General features: G+C 71.4%; 19 protein-coding genes and 3 tRNA genes. 9 read left to right on the plus strand and 13 right to left on the minus strand.

Annotated elements, in window-relative coordinates:
* Positions 1-33: 33 nt before the first annotated feature.
* Entirely contained in the window at positions 34-765 is a 732-nt protein-coding gene (locus BZB76_RS33770) for an alpha/beta fold hydrolase (RefSeq protein WP_121438518.1), read from the minus strand.
* 179 nt (positions 766-944) lie between these two features.
* On the opposite strand from BZB76_RS33770, the gene BZB76_RS33775 reads away from it, so the two are divergent.
* From BZB76_RS33775 to hpaD, 4 genes are read left to right on the plus strand one after another with little or no spacing between them, the layout of a single operon-like run.
* Positions 945-2,378 (plus strand): fumarylacetoacetate hydrolase family protein, encoded by a 1,434-nt coding sequence (locus BZB76_RS33775; RefSeq protein WP_121438519.1) that lies wholly within the window; start codon positions 945-947, stop codon positions 2,376-2,378.
* A 10-nt stretch (positions 2,379-2,388) separates the two neighbouring features.
* Positions 2,389-3,309, plus strand: coding sequence for a 4-hydroxy-tetrahydrodipicolinate synthase (gene dapA / locus BZB76_RS33780; RefSeq protein ID WP_121438520.1), 921 nt, complete (start codon positions 2,389-2,391; stop codon positions 3,307-3,309).
* Positions 3,310-3,357: 48 nt separating this feature from the next.
* On the plus strand, positions 3,358-4,866 hold the full coding sequence (gene hpaE, locus BZB76_RS33785) for a 5-carboxymethyl-2-hydroxymuconate semialdehyde dehydrogenase (protein ID WP_121438521.1): 1,509 nt from the start codon (positions 3,358-3,360) through the stop codon (positions 4,864-4,866).
* Positions 4,863-5,876 carry a 3,4-dihydroxyphenylacetate 2,3-dioxygenase gene (gene hpaD / locus BZB76_RS33790; RefSeq protein WP_121438522.1) on the plus strand — a complete coding sequence of 338 codons (1,014 nt, stop codon included), beginning with the start codon at positions 4,863-4,865 and terminating at the stop codon, positions 5,874-5,876. Before hpaE ends, hpaD begins: the two co-directional genes overlap by 4 nt.
* A 6-nt stretch (positions 5,877-5,882) precedes the next feature.
* Here hpaD and dinB read toward each other — a convergent pair whose 3' ends face one another.
* The 3 genes from dinB to BZB76_RS33810 form a co-directional block, all read right to left on the minus strand.
* The gene (gene dinB / locus BZB76_RS33795; RefSeq protein WP_246007381.1) at positions 5,883-7,100 is read right to left on the minus strand and encodes a DNA polymerase IV; all 1,218 of its coding nucleotides are present in this window, start codon (positions 7,098-7,100) and stop codon (positions 5,883-5,885) included.
* A gap of 346 nt (positions 7,101-7,446) precedes the next feature.
* Positions 7,447-8,394 (minus strand): sensor histidine kinase, encoded by a 948-nt coding sequence (locus BZB76_RS33805; protein WP_121438524.1) that lies wholly within the window; start codon positions 8,392-8,394, stop codon positions 7,447-7,449.
* A complete protein-coding gene (locus BZB76_RS33810; protein WP_121438525.1) occupies positions 8,391-9,263 on the minus strand; it encodes an STAS domain-containing protein in 873 nt (290 codons plus the stop codon). The genes BZB76_RS33805 and BZB76_RS33810 overlap by 4 nt, the downstream gene beginning before the upstream one ends.
* A 176-nt stretch (positions 9,264-9,439) precedes the next feature.
* Here BZB76_RS33810 and BZB76_RS33815 point away from each other — a divergent pair, with 176 nt between their 5' ends.
* Complete coding sequence (locus BZB76_RS33815) at positions 9,440-9,952, plus strand: mycothiol transferase (protein WP_121438526.1); 513 nt, start codon at positions 9,440-9,442, stop codon at positions 9,950-9,952.
* Here the strand turns inward: BZB76_RS33815 and BZB76_RS33820 are convergent.
* From BZB76_RS33820 to BZB76_RS33840, 5 genes are all read right to left on the minus strand, one after another.
* A complete protein-coding gene (locus tag BZB76_RS33820; RefSeq protein ID WP_147449654.1) occupies positions 9,921-11,246 on the minus strand; it encodes a glycosyltransferase family 4 protein in 1,326 nt (441 codons plus the stop codon). The two genes, BZB76_RS33815 and BZB76_RS33820, sit on opposite strands and share 32 nt — an antisense overlap.
* A 62-nt stretch (positions 11,247-11,308) precedes the next feature.
* Positions 11,309-12,502, minus strand: coding sequence for a L,D-transpeptidase (locus BZB76_RS33825; protein WP_121438528.1), 1,194 nt, complete (start codon positions 12,500-12,502; stop codon positions 11,309-11,311).
* Positions 12,503-12,673: 171 nt separating this feature from the next.
* On the minus strand, positions 12,674-13,849 hold the full coding sequence (locus BZB76_RS33830; protein ID WP_246007382.1) for a L,D-transpeptidase: 1,176 nt from the start codon (positions 13,847-13,849) through the stop codon (positions 12,674-12,676).
* A gap of 216 nt (positions 13,850-14,065) precedes the next feature.
* Positions 14,066-14,788 carry a DUF3159 domain-containing protein gene (locus BZB76_RS33835; RefSeq protein ID WP_246007383.1) on the minus strand — a complete coding sequence of 241 codons (723 nt, stop codon included), beginning with the start codon at positions 14,786-14,788 and terminating at the stop codon, positions 14,066-14,068.
* Between the two features lie 192 nt (positions 14,789-14,980).
* The gene (locus BZB76_RS33840; protein ID WP_121438531.1) at positions 14,981-15,955 is read right to left on the minus strand and encodes a LysR family transcriptional regulator; all 975 of its coding nucleotides are present in this window, start codon (positions 15,953-15,955) and stop codon (positions 14,981-14,983) included.
* A gap of 157 nt (positions 15,956-16,112) precedes the next feature.
* On the opposite strand from BZB76_RS33840, the gene BZB76_RS33845 reads away from it, so the two are divergent.
* The gene (locus BZB76_RS33845) at positions 16,113-17,462 is read left to right on the plus strand and encodes a pyridoxal phosphate-dependent aminotransferase (RefSeq protein WP_121438532.1); all 1,350 of its coding nucleotides are present in this window, start codon (positions 16,113-16,115) and stop codon (positions 17,460-17,462) included.
* Positions 17,463-17,484: 22 nt separating this feature from the next.
* Here BZB76_RS33845 and BZB76_RS33850 read toward each other — a convergent pair.
* From BZB76_RS33850 to BZB76_RS35075, 3 genes are all read right to left on the minus strand, one after another.
* Positions 17,485-17,569, minus strand: a tRNA-Ser gene (locus BZB76_RS33850).
* A 55-nt stretch (positions 17,570-17,624) separates the two neighbouring features.
* A tRNA-Ala gene (locus BZB76_RS33855) sits at positions 17,625-17,695 on the minus strand.
* Between the two features lie 15 nt (positions 17,696-17,710).
* A tRNA-Trp gene (locus BZB76_RS35075) sits at positions 17,711-17,782 on the minus strand.
* A gap of 298 nt (positions 17,783-18,080) precedes the next feature.
* Here BZB76_RS35075 and BZB76_RS33860 point away from each other — a divergent pair.
* Together BZB76_RS33860 and BZB76_RS33865 are read left to right on the plus strand one after the other, a co-directional pair.
* Positions 18,081-18,653, plus strand: coding sequence for a hypothetical protein (locus tag BZB76_RS33860; protein ID WP_121438533.1), 573 nt, complete (start codon positions 18,081-18,083; stop codon positions 18,651-18,653).
* A 119-nt stretch (positions 18,654-18,772) separates the two neighbouring features.
* Positions 18,773-19,324, plus strand: coding sequence for a CGNR zinc finger domain-containing protein (locus BZB76_RS33865; protein ID WP_121438534.1), 552 nt, complete (start codon positions 18,773-18,775; stop codon positions 19,322-19,324).
* A gap of 537 nt (positions 19,325-19,861) precedes the next feature.
* Here BZB76_RS33865 and folP read toward each other — a convergent pair.
* Positions 19,862-20,740, minus strand: coding sequence for a dihydropteroate synthase (gene folP / locus BZB76_RS33870; protein ID WP_121438535.1), 879 nt, complete (start codon positions 20,738-20,740; stop codon positions 19,862-19,864).
* Between the two features lie 118 nt (positions 20,741-20,858).
* Here folP and BZB76_RS33875 point away from each other — a divergent pair, with 118 nt between their 5' ends.
* Positions 20,859-21,893, plus strand: a complete 1,035-nt coding sequence (locus tag BZB76_RS33875) for a GDP-mannose 4,6-dehydratase (RefSeq protein WP_121438551.1) — start codon at positions 20,859-20,861, stop codon at positions 21,891-21,893.
* Positions 21,894-21,901 lie beyond the last annotated feature (8 nt).

The following is a 21,901-nucleotide window of genomic DNA, read 5'->3' on the forward strand; positions in this document are numbered from 1 at the left end:
CCCCGCACCCCCGGGTCGTGTTCGCCGGCCTGGTCACCGTGACAACGCGTGCACGACGGCGTCGCGGAACGGCGCCCCGCCCAGCACCTCGTGATGAGCGCCGGGCACGGTGACCAGTTCGGCCTTGCCGATCTCCTCGGCGAGGCCGTTGATTCCTCGTGTCAGCTCATCATTGTCGCCCACGACGAAGACCGGAAGGGTCTCGGCCTTCCAAGCACCGCCCGAGAAGGGCGTCGAGCGCAGTCCCTCGACGCACAGGGCGAGTGCGGGGGCGCGGTCGCCGAAGTTCTTGATCATGCCGGCGATCATGCCGGTGAAGGGGTCGGCGGGCTCGGCGCCGTCCCGGACGGCGGCGTGCAGGGCGTCGATGTCGACGGCGGAGAAGGGCTCGACGGGGCTCAGCCCACCGAGTACGGTGCGTTCCACCCGGCCGGGCGCAGCCGCGGGAAGCTCCCATATGATCCTGGACCCGAGGGAGTAGCCCGCGGCGTCGAACGAGGTGATCCCGGCCCGGTCCAGGGCCGCGACGAGATCGGCGGCGATGGCCGGTGCGGTGACCTCCGCCGCCGTGGCGGGCGCCGGGCTGCGGCCGTGGCCGGGCAGGTCCGGGACCACGACGGTCCGGCCCGCCGCGGTGAGGGCCTCGGCGATGCCGGTGTCGACCCAGTCGGTCGTCCCGTCCGAGCAGAAGCCGTGTACGAGCAGCACGGGCGGCGCGTCCACCGGACTGGCGGACGTGAACGTGCGAACGGCGAGGTCGCGCATCCGTCAAACACCTCCTAGAGGATTTCGCATACGATTTGCGATCATACTGCACGGGAACTTCGGGTCCCGCTCGGACGTGTTCGGTCGAGTTGGAACGATCAAAGAGGCGCCCTCGTCATCGTGCATGACTTCATATACGATTTCTCCGGAACCTCTTCCGTACCGTCAGGAGCTCCGCAGTGCCGCACCCCCTGGGCGACCGGCCCTCGAAGATCATCGCAGTGCATCTGAACTTCCCGTCCCGCGCCAAGGAGCGCGGACGGATTCCCGGTCACCCCTCCTACTTCCTCAAGCCGTCGTCCTCGCTCGCCGGGACCGGCGACCCCCTGACCCGCCCGGCCGGCTGTGAGCTGATGACCTTCGAGGGCGAGATCGCCCTGGTCATCGGGCGCCGCGCGCACCGGGTCTCCCCCGAGGAGGCATGGGAGCACGTCGGCTGGGTGACGGCCGCCAACGACGCGGGCGTCCACGACATGAAGTGGGCCGACCGCGGCTCCAACCTGCGGTCCAAGGGTGCCGACGGGTACACCCCCGTCGGCCCGCGGCTGCTGGACGCCCGCGGGATCGACCCCCGCGGGCTGCGGATCCGCACCTGGGTGAACGGCGAGGTCGTCCAGGACGACACGAGCGACACCCTGCTGTTCCCCTTCGCGACGCTGGTCGCCGACCTGTCCCGGATGGTCACCCTCGAGGCCGGTGACGTCATCCTCACCGGGACCCCCGCCGGCGCGTCGGTGGCCCGTCCCGGCGACACCGTCGAGGTCGAGGTGACCGCCGGATCGCAGACCACCGGAAGGCTGTCCAACACGATCGTGGAGGGCGGTCCGCTCGACGACTGGGGCGCGATGCCCCGTGTCGACGACGCGGCGCGCGCGGACGCCTGGGGCTCGCGACATGTGACGAAGCCCACTCTCGACGAGGCACTCGCGGCGGCGCTGCGCGGGCTGTCGACCGCCACGCTCAGCTCCCAGATGCGCAAGCGCGGCCTCCAGCACATGTCCATCGACGGCGTGCACCCGGCCGGGGGCGACGACGTGAAGATGGTCGGCACCGCGCACACGCTGCGCTACCTGCCGCTCCGCGAGGACCTGTTCGAACGGTACGGCGGCGGCATGAACGCGCAGAAGCGCGCGATCGAGGAGCTGCGTCCCGGACAGGTGCTGGTGATGGACGCCCGCCGCGACACCAGCGCCGGAACGCTCGGCGACATCCTCGCCCTGCGCGCCCAGAAACGCGGCGCCGCGGGCGTCGTCACCGACGGCGGGCTCCGCGACAGCGCCACCGTCGGCGGCATGGACCTGCCCGTCTTCCACGCGGGCGCCCACCCGGCCGTGCTCGGCCGCCGCCATGTGCCCTGGGACACCGGGCTGCCGATCGCCTGCGGCGGCGCCCTCGTCCAACCCGGAGACATCCTGGTCGGCGACGCCGACGGCGTCGTCGTCATTCCGCCCGACATCGCCGAGAGCCTGGTCGCCGACTCCGTCGAGCAGGAGACGCAGGAGCGATTCATCACCGAGCACGTCGCCGCCGGGGAGTCCGTCGACGGCCTGTACCCGCTCGGCCCCCGCTGGCGGGACGCCTACGAGACCTGGCGCCGCGAGAACCACCACTGAGGAGCAGACGTTGAAGTTCCGTACCGACCCGGCCACGATCCGCGGATCCATCGCGCCCGTCGTCACGCCGTTCACCGCCGAGGGCGCCGTCGACCATGACGCGCTGCGCGGCCTGATCCGCTGGCAGCTGGAGTCCGGCTCGCACGGGATCTCGTTCGGCGGTTCCACCGGCGAGCCGAGCAGCCAGACCACCGCCGAGCGCATCGCCGCCATCCGGACCGCCGCGGACGAGGTCGCCGACCGCGTCCCGTTCCTGCCCGGCACCGGCTCCACGAAGCTGGACGAGACCCTGGAGATCACCGCGGCCGCCCGGGACGCCGGCGCCGACGCCGCCCTGGTCATCACCCCGTACTACGCGCGGCCCACCCAGGAAGCCCTCTACACCTGGTACGCGACCATCGCCCGCGAGTTCCCCGACCTTCCGCTCGTGATCTACAACGTGCCGTCCCGCACCTGCGTCGACATCGCGCCCGAGACGGTCCGGCGGCTGTTCACCGACTTCGACAACGTCGTCGGGATCAAGGAGACCACCAAGGACTTCGAGCACTTCTCCCGCGTCCTGCACGCCTGCGGCCCCGAGCTGCTCGTGTGGTCCGGGATCGAGCTGCTGTGCCTGCCCCTGCTCGCGCTCGGCGGCACCGGCTTCATCAGCGCCGTCGCCAACCTCGCTCCGAACGCCGTCGCCCGGATGTACGAGCTGTGGACGGCCGGCGACCACGACGCCGCCCGCGAGCTGCACTACCGCCTGCACCCCCTCGTCGACCTGCTGTTCGTCGAGACCAACCCGGCACCCGCCAAGTGGGTGCTGGAGCAGCAGGGCCGGATCCCGTCCGGGTACGTCCGGCCGCCGCTGACCACGCCGACCGCCGAAGGCCAGAAGCGCATCCGCGCGCTGCTCGACCAGGGCGGCGACCTCACCGCGGGGATCTGAGCCCGATCCCGCCCAGCGCCGTCCCCCAACGAACCGGAAGAGATCACGATGCCCCTCCCCTCCAGCCCCGCCCGCCCTGACGGTCTGCCGGAGCGCATCCGGCACTGGATCGGCGGCGAGTTCACCGACAGCGCCGACGGCTCCGTCTTCGACGTCGTCGACCCCGTCTCCAACACTCCCTACACCACCGCCGCCGCGGGCGGCCCCGCCGACATCGACCGCGCCGTGGCCGCGGCCCGCGCGGCGTTCCCCGCCTGGGCGGGCCTCGGCAACCGTGAGCGCGCCAACATCCTCAACCGCGTCGCCGACGCCGTCGAGGCCCGCGAGGACCGGCTCTCGGCGTTCGAGTCGTTCGACTCCGGGCTGCCGATCACCCAGGCGCGCGGTCAGGCCCGCCGCGCCGCCGAGAACTTCCGCTACTTCGCCGACGTGATCGTCGCGCTCGGCGAGGAGTCCTTCCGCGTCGGTGAGCAGCAGCTCAACTACGTGGTGCGGACGCCCGCCGGGGTCGCCGGGCTGATCACCCCGTGGAACACCCCGTTCATGCTGGAGAGCTGGAAGCTCGCCCCCGCGATCGCGTCCGGCTGCACGCTGGTGCTCAAGCCCGCCGAGTGGACGCCGCTGTCGGCCAACCTGTGGCCGGAGATCTTCGCCGAGGCCGGGGTGCCCGCCGGGGTCGTCAACATCGTGCACGGCATCGGCGAGGAGGCGGGCCAGGCCCTGGTCGACCACCCGGACGTCCCGCTGCTGTCGTTCACCGGCTCCACCGACACCGGACGCCACATCATGCGGTGCTCCGCCGAGGGTCTGAAGACGCTGTCGATGGAACTCGGCGGCAAGTCGCCCGTCGTGGTGTTCGCCGACGCCGACCTCGACGCGGCCCTCGACTCGGTCCTGTTCGGCGTGTTCTCGCTGAACGGCGAGCGCTGCACGGCCGGTTCCCGCGTCCTCGTGGAGCGGCCCGTCTACGAGGAGTTCACCCGGCGTCTCGCCGAACGCGCCGAGCGGGTCAAGGTCGGGCCGCCGTCCGACCCCGCCACCGAGGTCGGCGCGCTCGTGCACCCCGAGCACTACGCGCGCGTCCTGGAGTACGTGGAGATCGGACAGCGGGAGGCCAAGCTCGTCGCGGGCGGCGTCCGTCCCGCGCACCTGCCCGAGGGCAACTACCTGCAGCCGACCGTGTTCACCGACGTCTCCCGCGACGCCCGGATCTTCCAGGAGGAGATCTTCGGCCCGGTGGTGGCGGTGTCGCCGTTCGACGACGAGGCCGAGGCGATCGAGCTGGCCAACGCCACCCGCTACGGCCTCGCCGGCTATGTGTGGACCAACGACCTGCGCCGCGGTCACCGGATCGCGCACGCCGTCGCCTCGGGTATGGTCTGGATCAACTCCCACAACGTCCGTGACCTGCGCACCCCCTTCGGTGGCATGAAGGACTCGGGCGTCGGCCGGGAGGGCGGTGCGCACAGCATCGACTTCTTCACCGAGTCCAAGATCGTTCACGTCATGCTCGGCGAGGTGCACACGCCCCGCTTCGGCGCACAGGAGAAGGAATGAGCACAGCCCCCGACGTCATCCGCTCCGCGTACGCGCAGCTGGTCGTCACGGACCTGGGCGCGGCCCGCTGGTTCTGGGTCGACATGCTCGGTCTGCACGTCCAGCACGAGACGCCGGACGCCCTGTACCTGCGCGGTACCGACGAACTGACCCATCATTCGCTGGTGCTACGGACCGGGCCGATCGCCGCCCTGGACCATCTCGCCTACCGGGTCCGCACCCCCGAGGACGTCGACCACGCCGAACGGTTCTTCACCGAGCTCGGCCGTCCCGTCCGCCGCGTCCCCGCCGGGGAGGGCACCTACGGCGTGGGCGACGCCCTGCGCACCGTGGACCCGCTCGGCTTCACCGTGGAGTTCTTCCACGACATCGCCCGCGGCGAGCGCCTCATCCAGCGCTACGACCTGCACCGCGGCGCCCAGATCGCGCGGCTCGACCACTTCAACGTCTGCACGCCCGACATCCCGGCGGCCTACGAGTACTACAAGTCGCTCGGGTTCGGCTGCTCGGAGACCATCGAGGGCGACGAGCACGAGCTGTACGCGGCGTGGATGTTCCGGAAGCAGACCGTCCACGACGTCGCCTTCACCGGCGGCGCCGGGCCGCGCCTGCACCACCTCGGGGTGGCGACGCACGAGTCCCACCAGGTGCTGCGGACCGCCGACATCTTCGGGTCGCTGGGCAAGGAGCACCACATCGAGCGCGGGCCCGGACGGCACGGCGTCTCCAACGCCTTCTACGTCTACCTCCGTGACCCGGACGGGCACCGTGTCGAGGTCTACACCTCCGACTACTACACCGGCGACCCCGACCACGAGACGTACCGGTGGAACGTCCATGACGACCGCCGCCGCGACTTCTGGGGCAACGCGGTCATCGAGTCCTGGTACAAGGAGGCCAGCCCCGTCCTCGACCTCGACGGCCAGGTCCAGCCGATCTCCGAGGCGGAGCTGGACGAGTCGGCCGTCCAGGTCGGCGCGGACGGCCTGGGCATCGTCAAGCCGTCCTAGCCCTTTCTAGCCGGGGCCGTCCTGCTCGTCGGGCAGGAGCGGCACCGACGGACCCTGGTCACGGCCGAGGAGCACGGCGCGGGTGATGGCGTTCGCACCGAACCGGTCGCGGACGCCGTCGACCGCGCCGTCCAGCTCCCGGGCCGCCGCCGACGTCCGGTCCAGCGGCAGCGCGAGCTGGACGGCCCGGTCGTCGCGGAGGTGGCCGAGCGAGACGCCGATCAGGGTCAGGCCCCGGCTCTCGACCAGCGGCGCGGCCGCCGCGAGCAGGCCCCGGGCGGCGTCGAGGATCACCGGGGTCTCCGCGGTCGCGTGCGGCAGGGTGTGCGAGCGGGTGGCGCGCGCGAAGTCGGCGAACCGCAGCCGGAGCGTGACCGTCCGGCACACCCGCCGCGCTCGGCGCAGCCGCCCGCCGAGCCGGTCGACGAGCCCGATCAGCAGGACGTCCAACTCCCCCGGCGTGCGCGGGCGGCGGCCGAGGGCCCGCTGCGCGCCCATCGACCGGCGCCGCGCCCCGCTCCGCACGGAACGCGGGTCACGGCCCGCCGCCAGGGCGCGCAGGTGACGGCCCGCACCGGGGCCGAGCATTGACACCAGCGCCGCCTCCGGCATGTCGGCCACGTCCCCGACGGTCGTGACACCGAAGCGGGCGAGCTTGTCCGCGGTGACCCGCCCGACCCCCCACAGCCGCCGCACCGGCAGCGGGCGCAGGAACTCCCGTTCCCCGTCCGGCGGCACCACCAGAAGACCGTCGGGCTTGGCCACCGCGCTCGCCACCTTCGCGAGGAACTTGGTGCGCGCCACCCCGACCGTGATCGGCAGCCCGACCTCCTCGGCGATCTCCCGGCGCAGCCGCACGGCGACGTCCACGGCGGGACGGCCGAGACCGTCCACGTCCAGGAACGCCTCGTCGATCGACAGGCCCTCCACCAGCGGCGTCGTGGCACGGAACACCGCGAACACCGCCCGGCTCGCCTCGGCGTAGGCGCTCATGCGCGGCGGGACGACGACCGCGCCGGGGCACAGCCGCCGCGCCTGCCCGCCGCTCATCGCGGTGCGCACGCCGTGGGCCTTGGCCTCGTAGCTCGCCGCCAGCACCACCCCGCCACCGACGATCACCGGTCGCCCCCGCAGCCCGGGATCGTCGCGCTGCTCGACCGACGCGTAGAAGGAGTCCAGGTCGGCGTGCAGGATCGTGGCCCGACCCGACCTGAAACCCGACACGAACATATGTTCGCATACGCCGGTTCTCAGGGAGCGGCGAGGGCCTCGGTCGGGGCCAGGCGGCTCGCGCGGACGGCGGGACACAGTCCGTCCCCACCGTCCGGTGATCCGGCCCTCGCTCGTCGTGCCCAACACCGGGCCGGTCGTTCCCGCCTACGACGTTGACACGGCCTTCGAGCCGTTCCGCGGGCTCGGCACCGATCGGGTGCGGTCGGACCGCGGCTGCGGGCTCGGCCTGTCGATCGTCCGGGCCACGGCGACCGCGCACGGGCGGGGCGGTCACCGCGCGGCCGCGTCCCATCGGCGGGCTCGACGTCACCGTCCGGCTTCCGGGTCGCGCGTCGGGCTAGCCGCCGTGGCCCGCCTCGGCGACGCGGACGTTCGGGGTGTGCAGCCGGATCGTCGTGCCGTCCCGTCCGGGCCGCACGTCCAGGTGGTCGCAGATCTGCCGGGCGAGCCAGAGCCCGTCGCCCGGCCGCGGGTCGAGCGTCGGCGGGTGCAGGCCGATGAACGGGTCGAGGGACGTGGTCGCGGGCAGATGGATGTCGCAGACCACCTCCCCGGGCCGCGCCCACAGCGCGACGCTGGGCAGCGCCTCGCCGTCCGCCCCGGTGAGCAGCTCACTGACCGCCGCCGCGAAGATCATGAGCTGTTCGCCGGCGAGGCCGAGCATCGCGGACTCCATGACGATGGCGTGCCGCATGCGGCTGAGGTCACCGGTGAAGGTGAGGGTGACGGCGTCGCCGGGACGGTCCCGCAGCGGCGTCTCCCGGCCGCGGACGAACGAGACGGGCTCCACGTAGCCGGAACTCGCGGACACCTCGGTCCCGTCGACCATGTGCGGATGTGTGCGGTGCGCGTTGCGGACGATCTCCGGCTCGACGGTACGGGCGTCGTAGGGGCAGATCATGTGGATGCCGGTGTCGGCGAGCACGGCGTTGAGGGCGGACTCCATGCACTCCCACGCCTCGATCTGCCGCGCGGACCGTCCGGCCCACACGGGTTCGGCGAGGATCCGGACCCGGGCGGCGCGGGGATGCCGGTGCCGCCAGCCGAGGAACCCGGCGACCCGCTGCGGTGGGCGGCGGCCGAAGAACGCGGTCTCGGCGTAGTCGACGTGCCGGGCGTGCCGTCCGAGGGCCGCCCGCACCAGGTCGAGGTTGGCGGGTGTGGTGGTGACCAGCACCGGCTCGTCACGGCGCAGCCCCTCGTCGACGAACGGCACGACCATCCGCAGGAACTCCTCGTCGCCCGCGTACACGCAGCCATGGTGGACGAACGCCGAACGCTTCACCCCCGGCCCCCCTCTTCCAGCACGAGCCGCCCGGCCCACCCGAAGTGCCGCACCACGGCCCTGACCACCGGGCCGGGCGCGTGCAGGACGAGCCGGTGACCGTCCGGCATCGCCGCCGCGACCCGCACCAGCAGCCGGACGGCCGCCACATCGGCGTGCCGCAGTTCCCGCAGGTCCAGGTGCAGGTCGTGGCCGTCCAGCGGCGCCGTCTCCAGCGCCCGTGCCAGCACCCCGAGGTTCGAGTCGTCGAGTTCGCCGACCAGGCGCAGCCCGGCCGGGCCGTGGACGGGCAGCACGCACAGCCGCGGACCGCGCGTCAGCACCGGTCCGGCCTCCAGCACCAGCGCGTGCCGGCGTTCCAGGGCCCGCAGGCGCGGGCCGGGAAGGCGGGCACGGTCGCCATGGCAGATGATCGCCGGAGGGCGGGGCAGCGCGGGCAGCGCGGCGAGCGGGCAGCCGCCGGCCGGCCCGTTCCCCTCCCCCGGCGCCCGTCCGCGCGCCGGGACGTCGGGAGGCTCTTGGAGGACGTCGGCCAGTTCCACGCACAGGCGCAGGCCCCGCAGCCCCAGCCGGGCGGCGTGGACGATCTCCTGCTCCAGGACCTCGGTGAGGCGGCGTACGTCCAGCCGTCCAGCGGCGAACCCCGCGTCGCGCGGGGCGATGACCGTCGCCTGTCCGCCCTCGGCGGGGGCGTCGCCGGGGCGGCCGCGCCGGGCACCGGCATGGACGAACACCACGCGCTCGCCGCGTTCCGCGGCGGCGAGCACCTGCGCCGCACGCAGTTCGCGCCGCTCGTCCTCCCCCGCGTAGCGGATCCAGGCGTGGTCGCCCCGCGCGACCCCGAGGACGGTGGTCAGGGGCTCTGACATGGCCCACCCGGCGTCGGCGAGGAGAGGCGCGTCACGGCATCCGCCCCTTCCCCCGCGCACGGAACCCTTCCGGTTACCCCAAGGATTCTATTGAACACGTTGAGTATCAAGCGGAACAGCGGAACTCGCCGCGCCGGCACTGAAATCGGGCTCGGTCTGCGGGTAGCGTCTCGTCAATGACCAGCGCGCACCTGCTCACCGACGCGTTCGACCGGATCCGGGAAGAGGTCCACAGCGCCGTAGACGGGCTCACCCCCAGGCAGCTCGCCTACCGCGCCGACGAGGCGGCGAACACGATCGCCTGGCTCGTCTGGCATCTCACCCGCGTCCAGGACGACCACATCGCCGCCGTCGCGGGCGTCCCGCAGGCGTGGACGGACGACGGTTGGGCCGGACGGTTCGGCCTGCCGTTCGACCCGTCCGACACCGGTTACGGCCACACCGTCGACGAGGTCGCCTCGGTGCGGGTGGAGTCGGCGGACCTGCTGACCGGCTACCACGACACCGTGCACGCCAGGACGGTCGGGTACGTCGGCACGCTCGGGGACGCCGATCTGGGCCGTGTCGTGGACCGCTCCTGGGACCCGCCGGTCACGCTGGGCGTCCGGCTGGTCAGTGTCGTCTCCGACGACCTTCAGCACGTCGGGCAGGCGGCGTTCATCCGCGGTCTCGTCCAGCGCGCCCGATGACCGCGCCGTCGGCGAGCAGCCGCGACCATACGGGCCCGATGTGCTCCAGGTCGTGGGCGCGCGCCGACCGGACGGCCCGCTCACCGAGCCGGTCGCGCAACTCGGGTTTCGTGATCAGCTCGCGGAGGGCGGTGGTGAGCGCGTCGGTGTCGCCCGCCGGGACGAGCAGCCCGTCCTCCCCGTGGGTGATCAGCTCGGCGGGGCCGTGCGGGCAGTCGAACGACACCACCGCAAGGCCCATCCCCATCGCCTCGATGATCACCATCGGCATGCCCTCGCGGCGGGACGACAGCGCGTAGATCGAGGCGCGGGCCATCTCACCGTGCAGGTCACGGGTGACGGGACGCAGTTCGACCCGTCCGGTGAGGCCGAGCTCGTCGATCAGTGCGAGCAGCCCGTCGCGGCGTACTCCCCGGCCGAAGATCCGCAGGGTCCAGTCGGGTTGCTCGGCGGCGATCGGCGCGAAGGCGCGGATGAGCGTGTCGAAGCCCTTGGTGGCGACGAGCCGTCCGGCGGCCAGCACGACCCTGTCCTCGCGCCGGGACGGCGGACAGGGCAGCGGCGGCGCGGCGTTCGGGATGCGCACGATGCGGACGCCGGATCCGGCGAGGACCTTCTCGTATCCGTCGCGGGCGGCCTCGGTGAGGACGGCGAGGACGGTCAGCCGCCGGTACCTTCGGACGACCTGGCGGTACAGCGCGGGCTGGTAGGACTCCAGGCTCATGTGGTCCTGCCCGATCGTGACGACGCCGCGGGGCGCGAGCTCGGCCGCCAGCAGGACGAGCGACGGCCGGGTGCCGATGACGACGTCGGCGGGCGACCGGTACAGGGCGCGCAGGAGACACACGTCCGACCAGAGGCTCATGAGCCGGAAGGACGCCTCGTCCACCGGGGTCAGAACGCTCGGCAACCGGGCCAGGAGCCGCGCCACGGCGCTCTTCGGCGCGAACCGGTCGTCGGCGTACGTCACCCGCGCGTCGCGGGGAATCGCGAAGAACGGGCGCCTGCTCCTCCGCAACGCGCTGACGATCTCGATGTCGTGGTCGCGGGCGAGATGGCCGCACAGGTTCAACACGGTGCGGATCGTCCCTCCGGTCCCGTGCGCGTTCTGCAGCAGGACGCGGACGCGGAGCCGTTCACCCGGTCGCGGCGCACGTCTCCAACGCAGCGGGCGCAGGGCCCACAGCGTCACGCGGCGCACGGCGCGGTGCGCGCCGCGCCGCACACGGCGCCGCAGCCCGGGCGGACGGCGCCCAGGCGACGGCGGTAACGGTTCGTGCGTCGATTCGTTCACCGGGTCCCCCAAGGTTGGTGGCGGGCGTGCCCGCCATCTTCCCACCGAGGGGCCCGGTCAACTCATCCCGTGGTCACGGATCGGTCGAGGGCGCTTCCCTTGACCCACTGGTTCCAGGTCATCTGGTAGTAGCTCCACCCGTTCATCGGGTCGAGCCTGCGCTTGGTGCCGGTGACGATCACCGGGTCGCCACGGTAGGACCAGTTGTAGAACCAGCGGGCGTCCTTGGGCGGCGAGTTGAGGCAGCCGTGGCTGACGTTCTGGCGGCCCTGCGCCCACATGGTGGCGGCCATCGAGTGGACGTACTCGCCGGTGTCGGAGATCCGCACCGCGTGCGGGATCACCTCCCGGTAGCCGCCGTTCTTCTTGTCCTTCGGGTCGACGCCCATCCACTCCGACGTCATGATCGCCGGATTCTCCTTGCCCATGGTGAGGTGGATGCCGCTGGTGGTGAGGTAGGTGTCGACGCCGTTGACGACCCGGCCGCCCTTGCCCGCGCTGATGGGCCAACTGCGGACCTTGGTGCCGTTCTTCATGGCGACCGCCCGCTTCGTCTTGGTGCTGACGCGGAGGATGTGCTCGTCGCCGATGCGGAACCTGCGGTTGTAGTCGGCCGTGCCGTAGGTCTTCTTGCCCGCCAGCACGCCGGCCAGCTTCGCCGAGAACGTGACCTCCTGGTTGGGCTGCCAGTACTCGCCGTTCTTCGTCCGGAAGATCACCGTGGTGTCGTTGACCCAGTGCCAGGCGCCGGTTGCGGGCTTGGTGGACTTGACGACCAGGGCCTTCTCGACGGTCTTCTTGTCGGCCACGCCCCGGTTGAACACCACCCGGATCGGCATGCCGACCCCGACCTTCTCGTTCTTGCTCGGCGTGATGTCGATGATGCCGAGCGTCTTCGGCGCCTTGAGCGTGGCGAAGGTGGCGCTGACCGTCGCCGTCTTGCCCTTGGGGTTCGTGGCGACGGCGGTCACCTGGTACTTGGCGCCGGGACGCAGCGTCCGCGACTTCCAACTGGTCTTGTCTGCCGCCATCTCGCCGTCGACGGGCTTGCCCTTGAGCGTGACGGCGACCTGCTGGAGCGTGCCGCCCGCCGCGGTGACGACGACACCGTCCTCCGGCTTGGCCTTGGTGTTGCCGTTGCCCGGACTGATCGTCACCTGAGGGAGCGCCGCGTCGGCCTTCTCGCCGACGGTGACGCCGCCCTCCTTCTCTCCTCCGCTGCAGGCCGTCGTGAGCAGCAGTACGACACCGGCCATCCCCGCACTCGCCCGAACACCTGCGGAAACCCTCCGCTGCACTACGACCTCCCGAACCTGCCGTCTATCAGGGAGACATTAGCGACAAAATTCAAGGATCATGTCATGACCCGGGCTTTTGACGGGTGTCCGAGATCAAAGCGTTGCAAGAGGTGCTGGTGGGACGAAGGTTCATCGCAGTGCGCTACCCTGCCGCCACTCATCGTAGGAGAGCTGCCAGAAGCCCCAGCCGTTGTCCGGCTCGACCTGCCGGTCGGTGCCGGTCAGCTTGATGACGTCGCCGCGCTGCATGATGTCGTAGAACCACTTCGCGTTGGCGGGGCTGACGTTGAGGCAGCCGTGGCTGACGTTCGCCGACCCCTGCGAGCCGACCGACCAGGGCGCCGAGTGCACGTACTCGCCGCTGTTGGAGAAACGGACCGCGTAGTTGACGACCTGCTTGTAGTAGCCCGGGTCGCCCGGCTTCCGGCCGGGGGACGTCATCGTGACGGGGTTGCCCTTCTCCATCAGCAGGTGGACGCCGCTGGTGGTGGTGTACTCGCGGGTCTGCCCGTTGCCCGCGCTGAACGGGACGGTGCGCAGCTTCTTGCCGTCCCGCGTCACGGTCATGTGGTGCCCGTCGATGGCACCGGTGGTGATCTGCGCGGCGCCGATGGTGAGGGTGGCCTGCTCGTCCTCGGCCCCGTACACTCCGCCGCCCGCGTTCACGCCCGCCAGGCTCGCGTGGAACCGGACGGTCTGGTGCGGCTGCCAGTACGTCTTCGTCCGGTAGACGACCTGGTCGGCGGAGACCCACCGCCACGCGCCCTCGACCGGCTTGTCCGGCGTGACGCGCAGGGACCGCTCCACGGCGGCCTTGTCACTGACCGGACGGTCGAACCGGACGATGATCGGCATGCCGATCCCGACCTTCTCCCCCTTGACGTTCGGGGTGACGTCGACGATCGACAGCGTCTTGTCCGCCTTGAGCGTGGTGAACGAGCTCGTCACGGTGCGGGTCTTGCCGTCGTCGCGGGCCTGCGCCGTGACGGTGTAGGACGTTCCGGGCGTCAGCGTCCGGGTGGAGCGCCACTTCCGACGGCCGCCGTCGAACGCCCCGGTGATGGTGGCGCCCTGGCCCTGCACGGTGACGTTCTGCAGCTTGCCGCCCGAGGTCTTGACCTCGATGGTCCCGTCCGGTCGGACCTGGGCGGTCCCGTTGGCCGGCGTGATCGTCACGGCGTCGGCCGCGTTGCCCGAGGCCAGCTTTCCCTCACCGCCGATCGTGCAGCCGGTCACGCCGCCGACCGCGAGCACCGCCGCCCCCGCGCCGCCGGTCAGCACCAGCCTGAAACGCCCATCGATCACAACAAACTCCCCCATAGCCCAAGGCTTCACCCCAAGCCGGTGAATCCAACTGTGAAAAGGAGACGCCACGACGGGACCGGAAGTTCGACCGGATCACCAGAAAAGTGCCGGTCAGGGCGTATCGATCACGTGACGTCGGTCACAAGGAGTTGGTCGGACGGCAAGCGATGACTGTCAGGCGGTGTTGGTCAGCTGGTGTCGGTCAGGCGGTGTCGGTCAGGCACCTGCGGGCTCGTGGTTCACGCGGCGCACCAGACGCTTGAAGCCCCACACCGAGACGGCCACGCCGATCGCGCCCAGCCCTGCGACGATGCCGGTGCGGACCCACAGGTACATGCCGATCGACTCGTTGAACAGCATCCACAGGCTCACGGCCACGTTCGTGAACAGGACCATCGACCACAGCAGCGAGATCCGCAGGAAGAACTGATGCACCCGCGCGTGCTTCAGGAACGCCTCGGGGATCGGCGCCATGTCCTTGGCCAGTTTCATGGCCAGGGGACGGCCGAGCGGCACCGAGGCGAGGAACGACAGGCTGACGATCAGCGTGCCGAGCGTCGGCTGCAGGAAGTAGACGACCGCGCTGTGCGTCGCGGCGGCCGTCACGGCCCTGACGGTCACACCGACCGCGGCCAGCAGCAGCATCCCCGAGACCGGGTGGCCCCGCACGAAGCGGTAGATGATGCCGCCGTACACCCAGGCGACGGCGGCGACGAGCGCGCCGTTCAGCCCGAGCAGGGTGAGCGCGGCGTAGAACACCGCGACGGGGGCGATGACCCCCTCGACGAACCGCGGGAACGCGTGCATCAGCAGCGCCGTCACCCGCGGCAGTTCGAACGCGTGGTGGCCGCCGCCCTGCGCCTCGGCGTCCGGTGCCGTCGGCGTGGGCGTCTCCACCGCCCCGGAGGGTGCGGCGGGAGTGGTCGCCGGTCGATCCATCGAGTGTTGCGCTCCCCGATCAGTGTGCCTGGACTCGGATGTGGTCACGATTCGCCCCACGGTACGTGATGAGCGGCACGCACATGTCCGTTTTCGTGTGATCCGGTCCGTGTGCCGTCGGTTCCCCCTTAGTTCGGATCCATGCGCCGACCCGTGCGGGCGGTGGCCGGAATCGGCCGGAGACGGGGCTGGTCACGGCTGTGATCCAGGCCTCGTCTTCGACGGTAGCGGGTGCCCCGCCCGGTTCTCCGGCGGGGCGGACGAAGCGTCGCGAGCCGCGGCGTAGATGGCCCTGAGGGTGACCGCGACCGACGGGCGACGCACGCTCGCGGCCCGGGTCACGGCGTAGACCTCCCGCGCCAGGTTGCACTCGGGGATGCGGCGGACGGCGACGTCCTGGTCACCGGCGGTGAGCGCCAGCGCGGGCAACGCGGTGATGCCGATGCCGCGCGCCACCAGGCTCAGAATCGTGTGCAGGCCCTCGAACTCCCACGGGACGGGATGGGCCCCGCCGACGGTGTCCATCAGCCGTTCGAGGGCCTGCCGGGACGGTTCCCCCGGCGGCGCGGCCATCCACGCCTCGTCCCGGAGTTCTTTCAGGTCGACGGGCCGTTCGGGGTCCGCCAGCGGGTGCCCCGCCGGGACGACCAGCACCAGCGGGTCGCGGCGCAGGTGGAAGAACTCCAGGGCCGCGGGCGACTGCTCGGGGACCTTGCCCGTCCAGTCGTCGATCAGCGCGATGTCGACCTCGCCGTTCTGCACCTGCCGGATGCCGTCGCCCGGCCGGGTCTGGCGCAGGACGAAGGTCAGGTCCGGGTGCTCGCCGAGGCTCTCCGCCAGGGCGGGCGCGAAGGCGACGGCGGCCGTGGGGAACGCGGTCACGACGACCCGTCCCATCGGCGTGTCGGAGTGGGCCGACAGCTCCGCCTCGGCGGTCTCCACCAGCACGAGGATCTCCTCGGCGCGCTCGGCGAGACGGCGTCCGGCGTCGGTCAGCTCCGCGCTGCGGGCCGTGCGGTCCAGCAGCGGGACGCGGGACTCCCGTTCGAGGGCCGCCAGTTGCTGCGAGACGGCCGACGGGGTGTAGCCGAGGGCCGCGGCGGTCGCGGCGATGCTGCCGCGACGGGCGAATTCGGCGAGCAGCCGCAGGCGGCGCAACTCCAGCATCAGTCCACCTTACGGTCAGCATCGACGAGACTCGCTTGTAATGATGCTAAACGCGGGAAAGGATGATTGCGAGCCCGGCCGGGGCGCACAGGGGATTCCGGATTTTCACCACCGTTCATCGACGCCTGCCCGTTTCAGCATGCCCTTTGGAGCATTGATGCCAGCCCAGGAAGAGTCCACCCAGGAAGAGTCCGAACCCGTTCCGCTACCGTTCGCGCCGCGTCCCGTCGCGCTGTCGGCGACGCTCGCGGTGAACGAGGCGATCGCCCGCAAGCGCAGGGAGGGCGTCCGCGTCCTCCCGCTCGGCTTCGGGGAGGCGGGGATCCCCATCCACCCCGCCCTGACCCGGGAGCTCGGCGCGGCCGCGGGCCGCGGCGGCTACGGGCCGGTCGCCGGGTCGGCCGCGCTGCGCGCCGCCGCCGCCGGATACTGGTCGCGGCGCGGCCTGCCCACCGACCCGGCCGCGATCGTGGCGGGCCCCGGCAGCAAGCCGCTGCTTTACGCGTTGCTGACCTCCCTGGGCGGCGACGTGGTGGTGCCGACGCCGAGCTGGGTCACCTACGCGGCCCAGACGTCCCTGGTCGGCGCCGAGCCGATCCGCGTCGCCACCCCGCGCGGTGAGGGCGGGGTGCCGAGCCCGGCGCTGCTGGCCGACGCCGTGGTGCGGGCCCGCGCCCGGGGCCGGGACGTGCGGGCGGTGGTGGTGACGCTGCCCGACAACCCGACCGGGACGCTCGCGTCGGAGGACACCGTCCGGCGGGTGTGCGCCGTGGCGCGCGACCTCGGCCTGACGATCATCTCGGACGAGATCTACCGCGACCTGGTGCACGCGCCGGGACGCGCCCTGCCGAGCCCGGCCCGGTTCGCGCCGGAACGGACGGTCGTGACGACGGCGCTGAGCAAGAGCCTCGCGGCGGGCGGCTGGCGGCTCGGCGTGGCACGGCTGCCGGACGGGCCGTTCGGCGGCGCGCTGCGCGACAGCCTGCTGGGCGTGGCGAGCGAGATCTGGTCGAGCGCGCCCGCCCCGATGCAGCACGCCGCGGCGTACGCGTTCGCCGAACCGCCCGAACTCGTCGAGCACGTCGACCGGAGCAGGCGGCTGCACGCCGCCGTCACGAACGCGGTCGCGGACCGGTTCGCCGCGGCGGGCGCCCGCGTCACGCGACCGGAGGCGGCCTTCTACGTCTACCCCGACTTCGCCCCGATACGGGACGCGCTGGCCGCCGACCACGGCATCCGGACGGCCGCCGATCTCACGGGTCTTCTCCTGGACCGTTACGGAGTCGGTGTGCTGCCGGGCAGCTCGTTCGGGGACCCTCCTGCCGCGCTGCGGATGCGTGTGGCGCCGAGCCTCCTTTACGGCGAGGACGACGAGCAGCGCCTCGCGGCCCTGGCTTCGCCCGCCCCGGCGTCCCTGCCGTGGGTCGCGAGCGCCCTGGACCGGCTGAGCGACGTGCTCGCCGACCTGTCGGAGACCGTCACCGTCGGCGAGCCCGTTCCGGCATGACGCCGAATGGCACCCGAATTCGCGGAGGGTAAGGGAGTCGAACCCCTTCGAGTGTCACCTCGACGACAGTTTTCGAAACTGCTGCCTTACCGTTCGGCCAACCCTCCGAGGGCCGCGCGGCGGCCGTCCCGTCATGGGGCGGCCCGCCGCGCGTAACGCCGGTGGACCCGCAGGGAGTCGAACCCTGATCGCTTCCTTGCAAGGGAAGTGTGCTTCCGTTACACCACGAGCCCGTCGTCCGTGTTCAGCAGGGGCGGTAGGAGTCGAACCCACTTTCCGCCGGTTTTGGAGACCGGCCGCCTAACCGGTGGCTCGCCCCTTCGTGCTTTCCCGTTCGATTCGATGTGTTCAATGATGCGGACGTTCCCTCACGCGCACAAAGTGTTTTCTGGGTGAAGGCCCGGATGCGCACCGTCATCAGGTCGTGATCGACTTCGACGGGATCCGCACCCGACCCCATCGGCGCGTATAAGCGTGGTGTAAGGTCCAACGACGCGCGGGGCGAACGTCACGAATCCACCGAGGCAGGCCAAGAGACGTCAACACCCGCCAGACCCTGGTAAACCCGTAACAGGCACGAAGTCACGCAAGTGATGAAAGAAGGCGAGGGGGCCCGCCATGAGGCATGCACGGGACGGGGCTGCCGCGGCGATGAGCGCCGCCTCCAGAATCCTCGTCGCGCGCGGCAAGAACGAGCCGCAGGAGATGGAGAACCCCGACGTCACCTGGGGCCAGCGCGCCCGCGACGGCGTGTGGGTCCCGACCAGGGACGGGCAGCGGATCCACCTCGGCATCGACGTGGCCGCCGCCGACACCGTCGCGCAGGTCCTGCGGCCCAGCCTCCGGGTGTTCGTCGGCGTCGACGTCGACACCGACATCGTCGCGCAGACCACCGCCAGCGGCGTCCGGCTCCTGACGGTCATCCACGGCCCCGACGCCCCTTCGGAGTTCCGGTTCAACATCTCCCTCGCCGACGGGCTGGCGTTGGAGTCCATGCCGTCCGGCGGCTACGACGTCGTCCACCTCCGCTACGGCGCGACCGTCGGCCGCCTCTACAACCCCTGGGCCAGCGACTCGATGTTCCGCCAGGTGAAGGCCGACTACACCCTCGAGGGAACGGCCGTGACGATGCGCGTCCAACACTCCGACGCCTACTACCCGGTCGTCGCCGACCCCAACTACGAACGCTGACACGCGTACGCGCCGACACGGCGGATTCTCGTCATAAGGTTGTGCCACGGGCCGCGTCCCGGCCCCGGCGGTGCCGCCGGGCACACGATCGCCCCCGGGTCCCCGAGACTGGAGTCCCTGTGATCTTCACCCATGACACCGAGCACGCGCTCGCCGTCGTCGTCGACCTCATCAACACCGGCGCCGCGGCGTCCGGCACCGAGGAACTCGACGACCTGCCCGGCCTTCGGGCGTTCGTGGACCGCAACACGTTCAGCGACGTCGGCGACCTCACCGCAGCCGACCTCGACCGCGTCCTCGACCTGCGCGACCGGTTCCACGCCGTGTTCCGCTCCGGGGACGTCCCGTCCGCCGTCCAGCGCATCAACGACATCGTCGGCGAGGTCCGCACCACCCCGCACCTGACCGACCACGACGGCTACAACTGGCACGTCCACTTCTTCGCGCCCGGCGCGCCACTCGGCGAACACCTCGCCGCCGACTGCGGCATGGCCCTCGCCTACGTGATCGCCGCCGGCGAACTCGACCGCCTCCGCACCTGCGAGGCCCCCGACTGCTCCCGCGTCCTCGTCGACCTCTCCCGCAACCGCTGCCGCCGCTACTGCGACAGCCGCACCTGCGGCAACCGCATGCACGTAGCCGCCTACCGAGCAAGGCAGCGCTCTCTGTAATTTTGTATTTTTCTCCTCCTTCGGGCCCGGAGGGCCCTCCATCGTCGAAAAACACGTGCGATCGCTGGCATCGCTCCGACTCGCCTGAAGGCTCGCTGCGCGATCAGGTTCTCGCTGTGTTTATTGCAGTGCACTCCTCCTTCGGCCCTGGCGGGCCTCCATCGTCGTGAACTGCGGTGCGATCGCTGGCATCGCTCCGACTCGCCTAAGGCTCGCTGCGCGATCAGGTTCTCGCAAGCTCGAACCTGCCTTCGGACGCGATCGCGAATCCTGAGGTCGTTGGGGGTTGCTGCGCGGGCTGAGGTGAGCGGGCAAGGCCAGGTGCGGCTGTGTAGGTGGCACGGCACTCGTCCCACGGGCTTGGTTGCCCTTCAAAGGCGTGCACCGCGCGCGATCGCAGGCATCGCCCCGGCTCGCCCGGCGGCTCGGCGCGCGATCAGGTTCTCGCAGGGTCGAACCTGCCTTCGGATGTGATCGCACATCTTGAGGGCGTCACAGGCGGGCTGAGGCCACAGCCCATCTCGCTTCGCTCGTGCGTTAGGTCTGGTTAGCCTTCGACCGGTCGCAGCGATCGGGGTGGGGTTGTGGGGAGGTTAGGGCCGTTACGGCTTTCAGGGCGGTTCTTGCGGATCGGGGGTCGTGGACGCGGAAGACTCGGGCGCCCAGGGCGGCGGAGACGGCCAGGACGGCCAGGGTGCCTACGCCGCGTTTGTCCACGGGGCGGCCTAGGGTCTCGCCGATGAAGTCCTTGTTGGAGACCGCGACCAGGACCGGCCAGCCGGTGGCGGTCAGTTCGCCGAGTCTGCGGGTGATCTCCAGGGAATGGCGGGTGTTCTTGCCGAAGTCGTGGGCGGGGTCGATGAGGATCGCGTCCCGGCGGACTCCGAGGGCGGCGGCGCGCTCGGCCTCGGTCGTGACGTGGTCGATGACGTCGGCCACGACGTCGGTGTAGCCGACGCGGTGGGGGCGGGTGCGGGGGGCCAGGGCGCCGGCGTGCGAGCAGACGAGGCCGATGTCGTGGGCGGCGGCGACCTCCGCCAGGCGCGGGTCGGGGCCGCCCCAGGTGTCGTTCAGTAGGTCGGCGCCGGCCCGCGCGACGGCCTCGCCGACCTCCGCGCGCCAGGTGTCGACGCTGATCACGATGTCGGGGTGCCGGGCGCGGACGGCGGCGACCAGCTCGACGACGCGGCGGAGTTCCTCGGCGACGTCGACGTCCTCGCCGGGGCCCGCCTTCACGCCGCCGATGTCGACGATGTCGGCACCGGCCGCCACGGCGCGGTCGACGGCGCCGAGCGCGGCGTCGAAGCCGTAGGTGGCGCCCTTGTCGAAGAACGAGTCGGGCGTGCGGTTCACCACCGCCATGACCGCGTGCGGGCCGATCTCGCGGCCGTTCAGTCGCAGCGTCGACGATCTCATGAACGCCGCCCTCTCTCGTCAGCGTCCCGGCGGGGTCGCTAACCTCATAATTTCACGCCCGGTGCGGCGGCCCGTGGTGGACCCGCACCGGCCCCCGACTTCGGCCATGGAGGATCCGCTGTCCAGGCGAGCACTCATCACCGGCATCACCGGACAGGACGGCTCGTACCTGGCCGAGCATCTGCTTGCGCAGGGGTACGAGGTCTGGGGCCTGGTGCGTGGGCAGGCGAACCCCCATGTGGCGCGGTTGCGCAAGCACATCGGGGACGTGCGGATCACCACCGGGGACCTGCTCGACCAGGGCAGTCTGATCTCGGCGGTGGAGCGGGTCCGGCCCGACGAGGTCTACAACCTCGGCGCGATCTCGTACGTGCCGATGTCGTGGCAGCAGGCGGAGTTGACCGCCGAGGTGACCGGCATGGGCGTGCTGCGGATGCTGGAGGCGATCCGGGTGGTGTCGGGCATCAGCCCGTCCCGGACGCCGGGACGGGAGCAGATCCGCTTCTACCAGGCGTCGTCGTCGGAGATGTTCGGGATGGTCCGGGAGACGCCGCAGAATGAGAAGACGCCGTTCCATCCGCGCAGCCCGTACGGGGTGGCGAAGAGCTACGGGCACTACATCACGCAGAACTACCGCGAGTCCTACGGGATGTTCGCCGTCAGCGGGATCCTGTTCAACCACGAGTCGCCGCGCCGGGGCGCGGAGTTCGTGACGCGGAAGGTGTCGCTGGGCGTGGCGCGGATCAAGCTCGGGCTGGCCGCGGAACTGCGTCTGGGGAACCTGGACGCGCGCCGCGACTGGGGATTCGCGGGCGACTACGCCCGTGCGATGCGGCTGATGCTCGCGCAGGACGCCCCGGAGGACTATGTCATCGGGACGGGCACGACCCGGTCGGTGCGCGAGCTGGTGGAGTTCGCGTTCCGCACGGCCGGGTTGAACTGGGAGGACCACGTCGTCTTGGACGACAGGTACACGCGTCCGGCGGAGGTCGACCTGCTGTGCGCGGACCCGAAGAAGGCCCGTGAGCAGCTCGGCTGGGAGCCCGAGGTGGCGTTCGAGGAGCTCGTCACGATGATGGTGCGCTCCGACCTGCGGCTGCTGTCGGAGTCCGCGCGTCCCGAGGACGAGCCGTTCAGCCCCGATCACTGGTGAGCGTGTCA

Origin of the sequence: Actinomadura pelletieri DSM 43383 (assembly GCF_003634705.1) — a bacterium.
Classification (GTDB): domain Bacteria; phylum Actinomycetota; class Actinomycetes; order Streptosporangiales; family Streptosporangiaceae; genus Spirillospora; species Spirillospora pelletieri.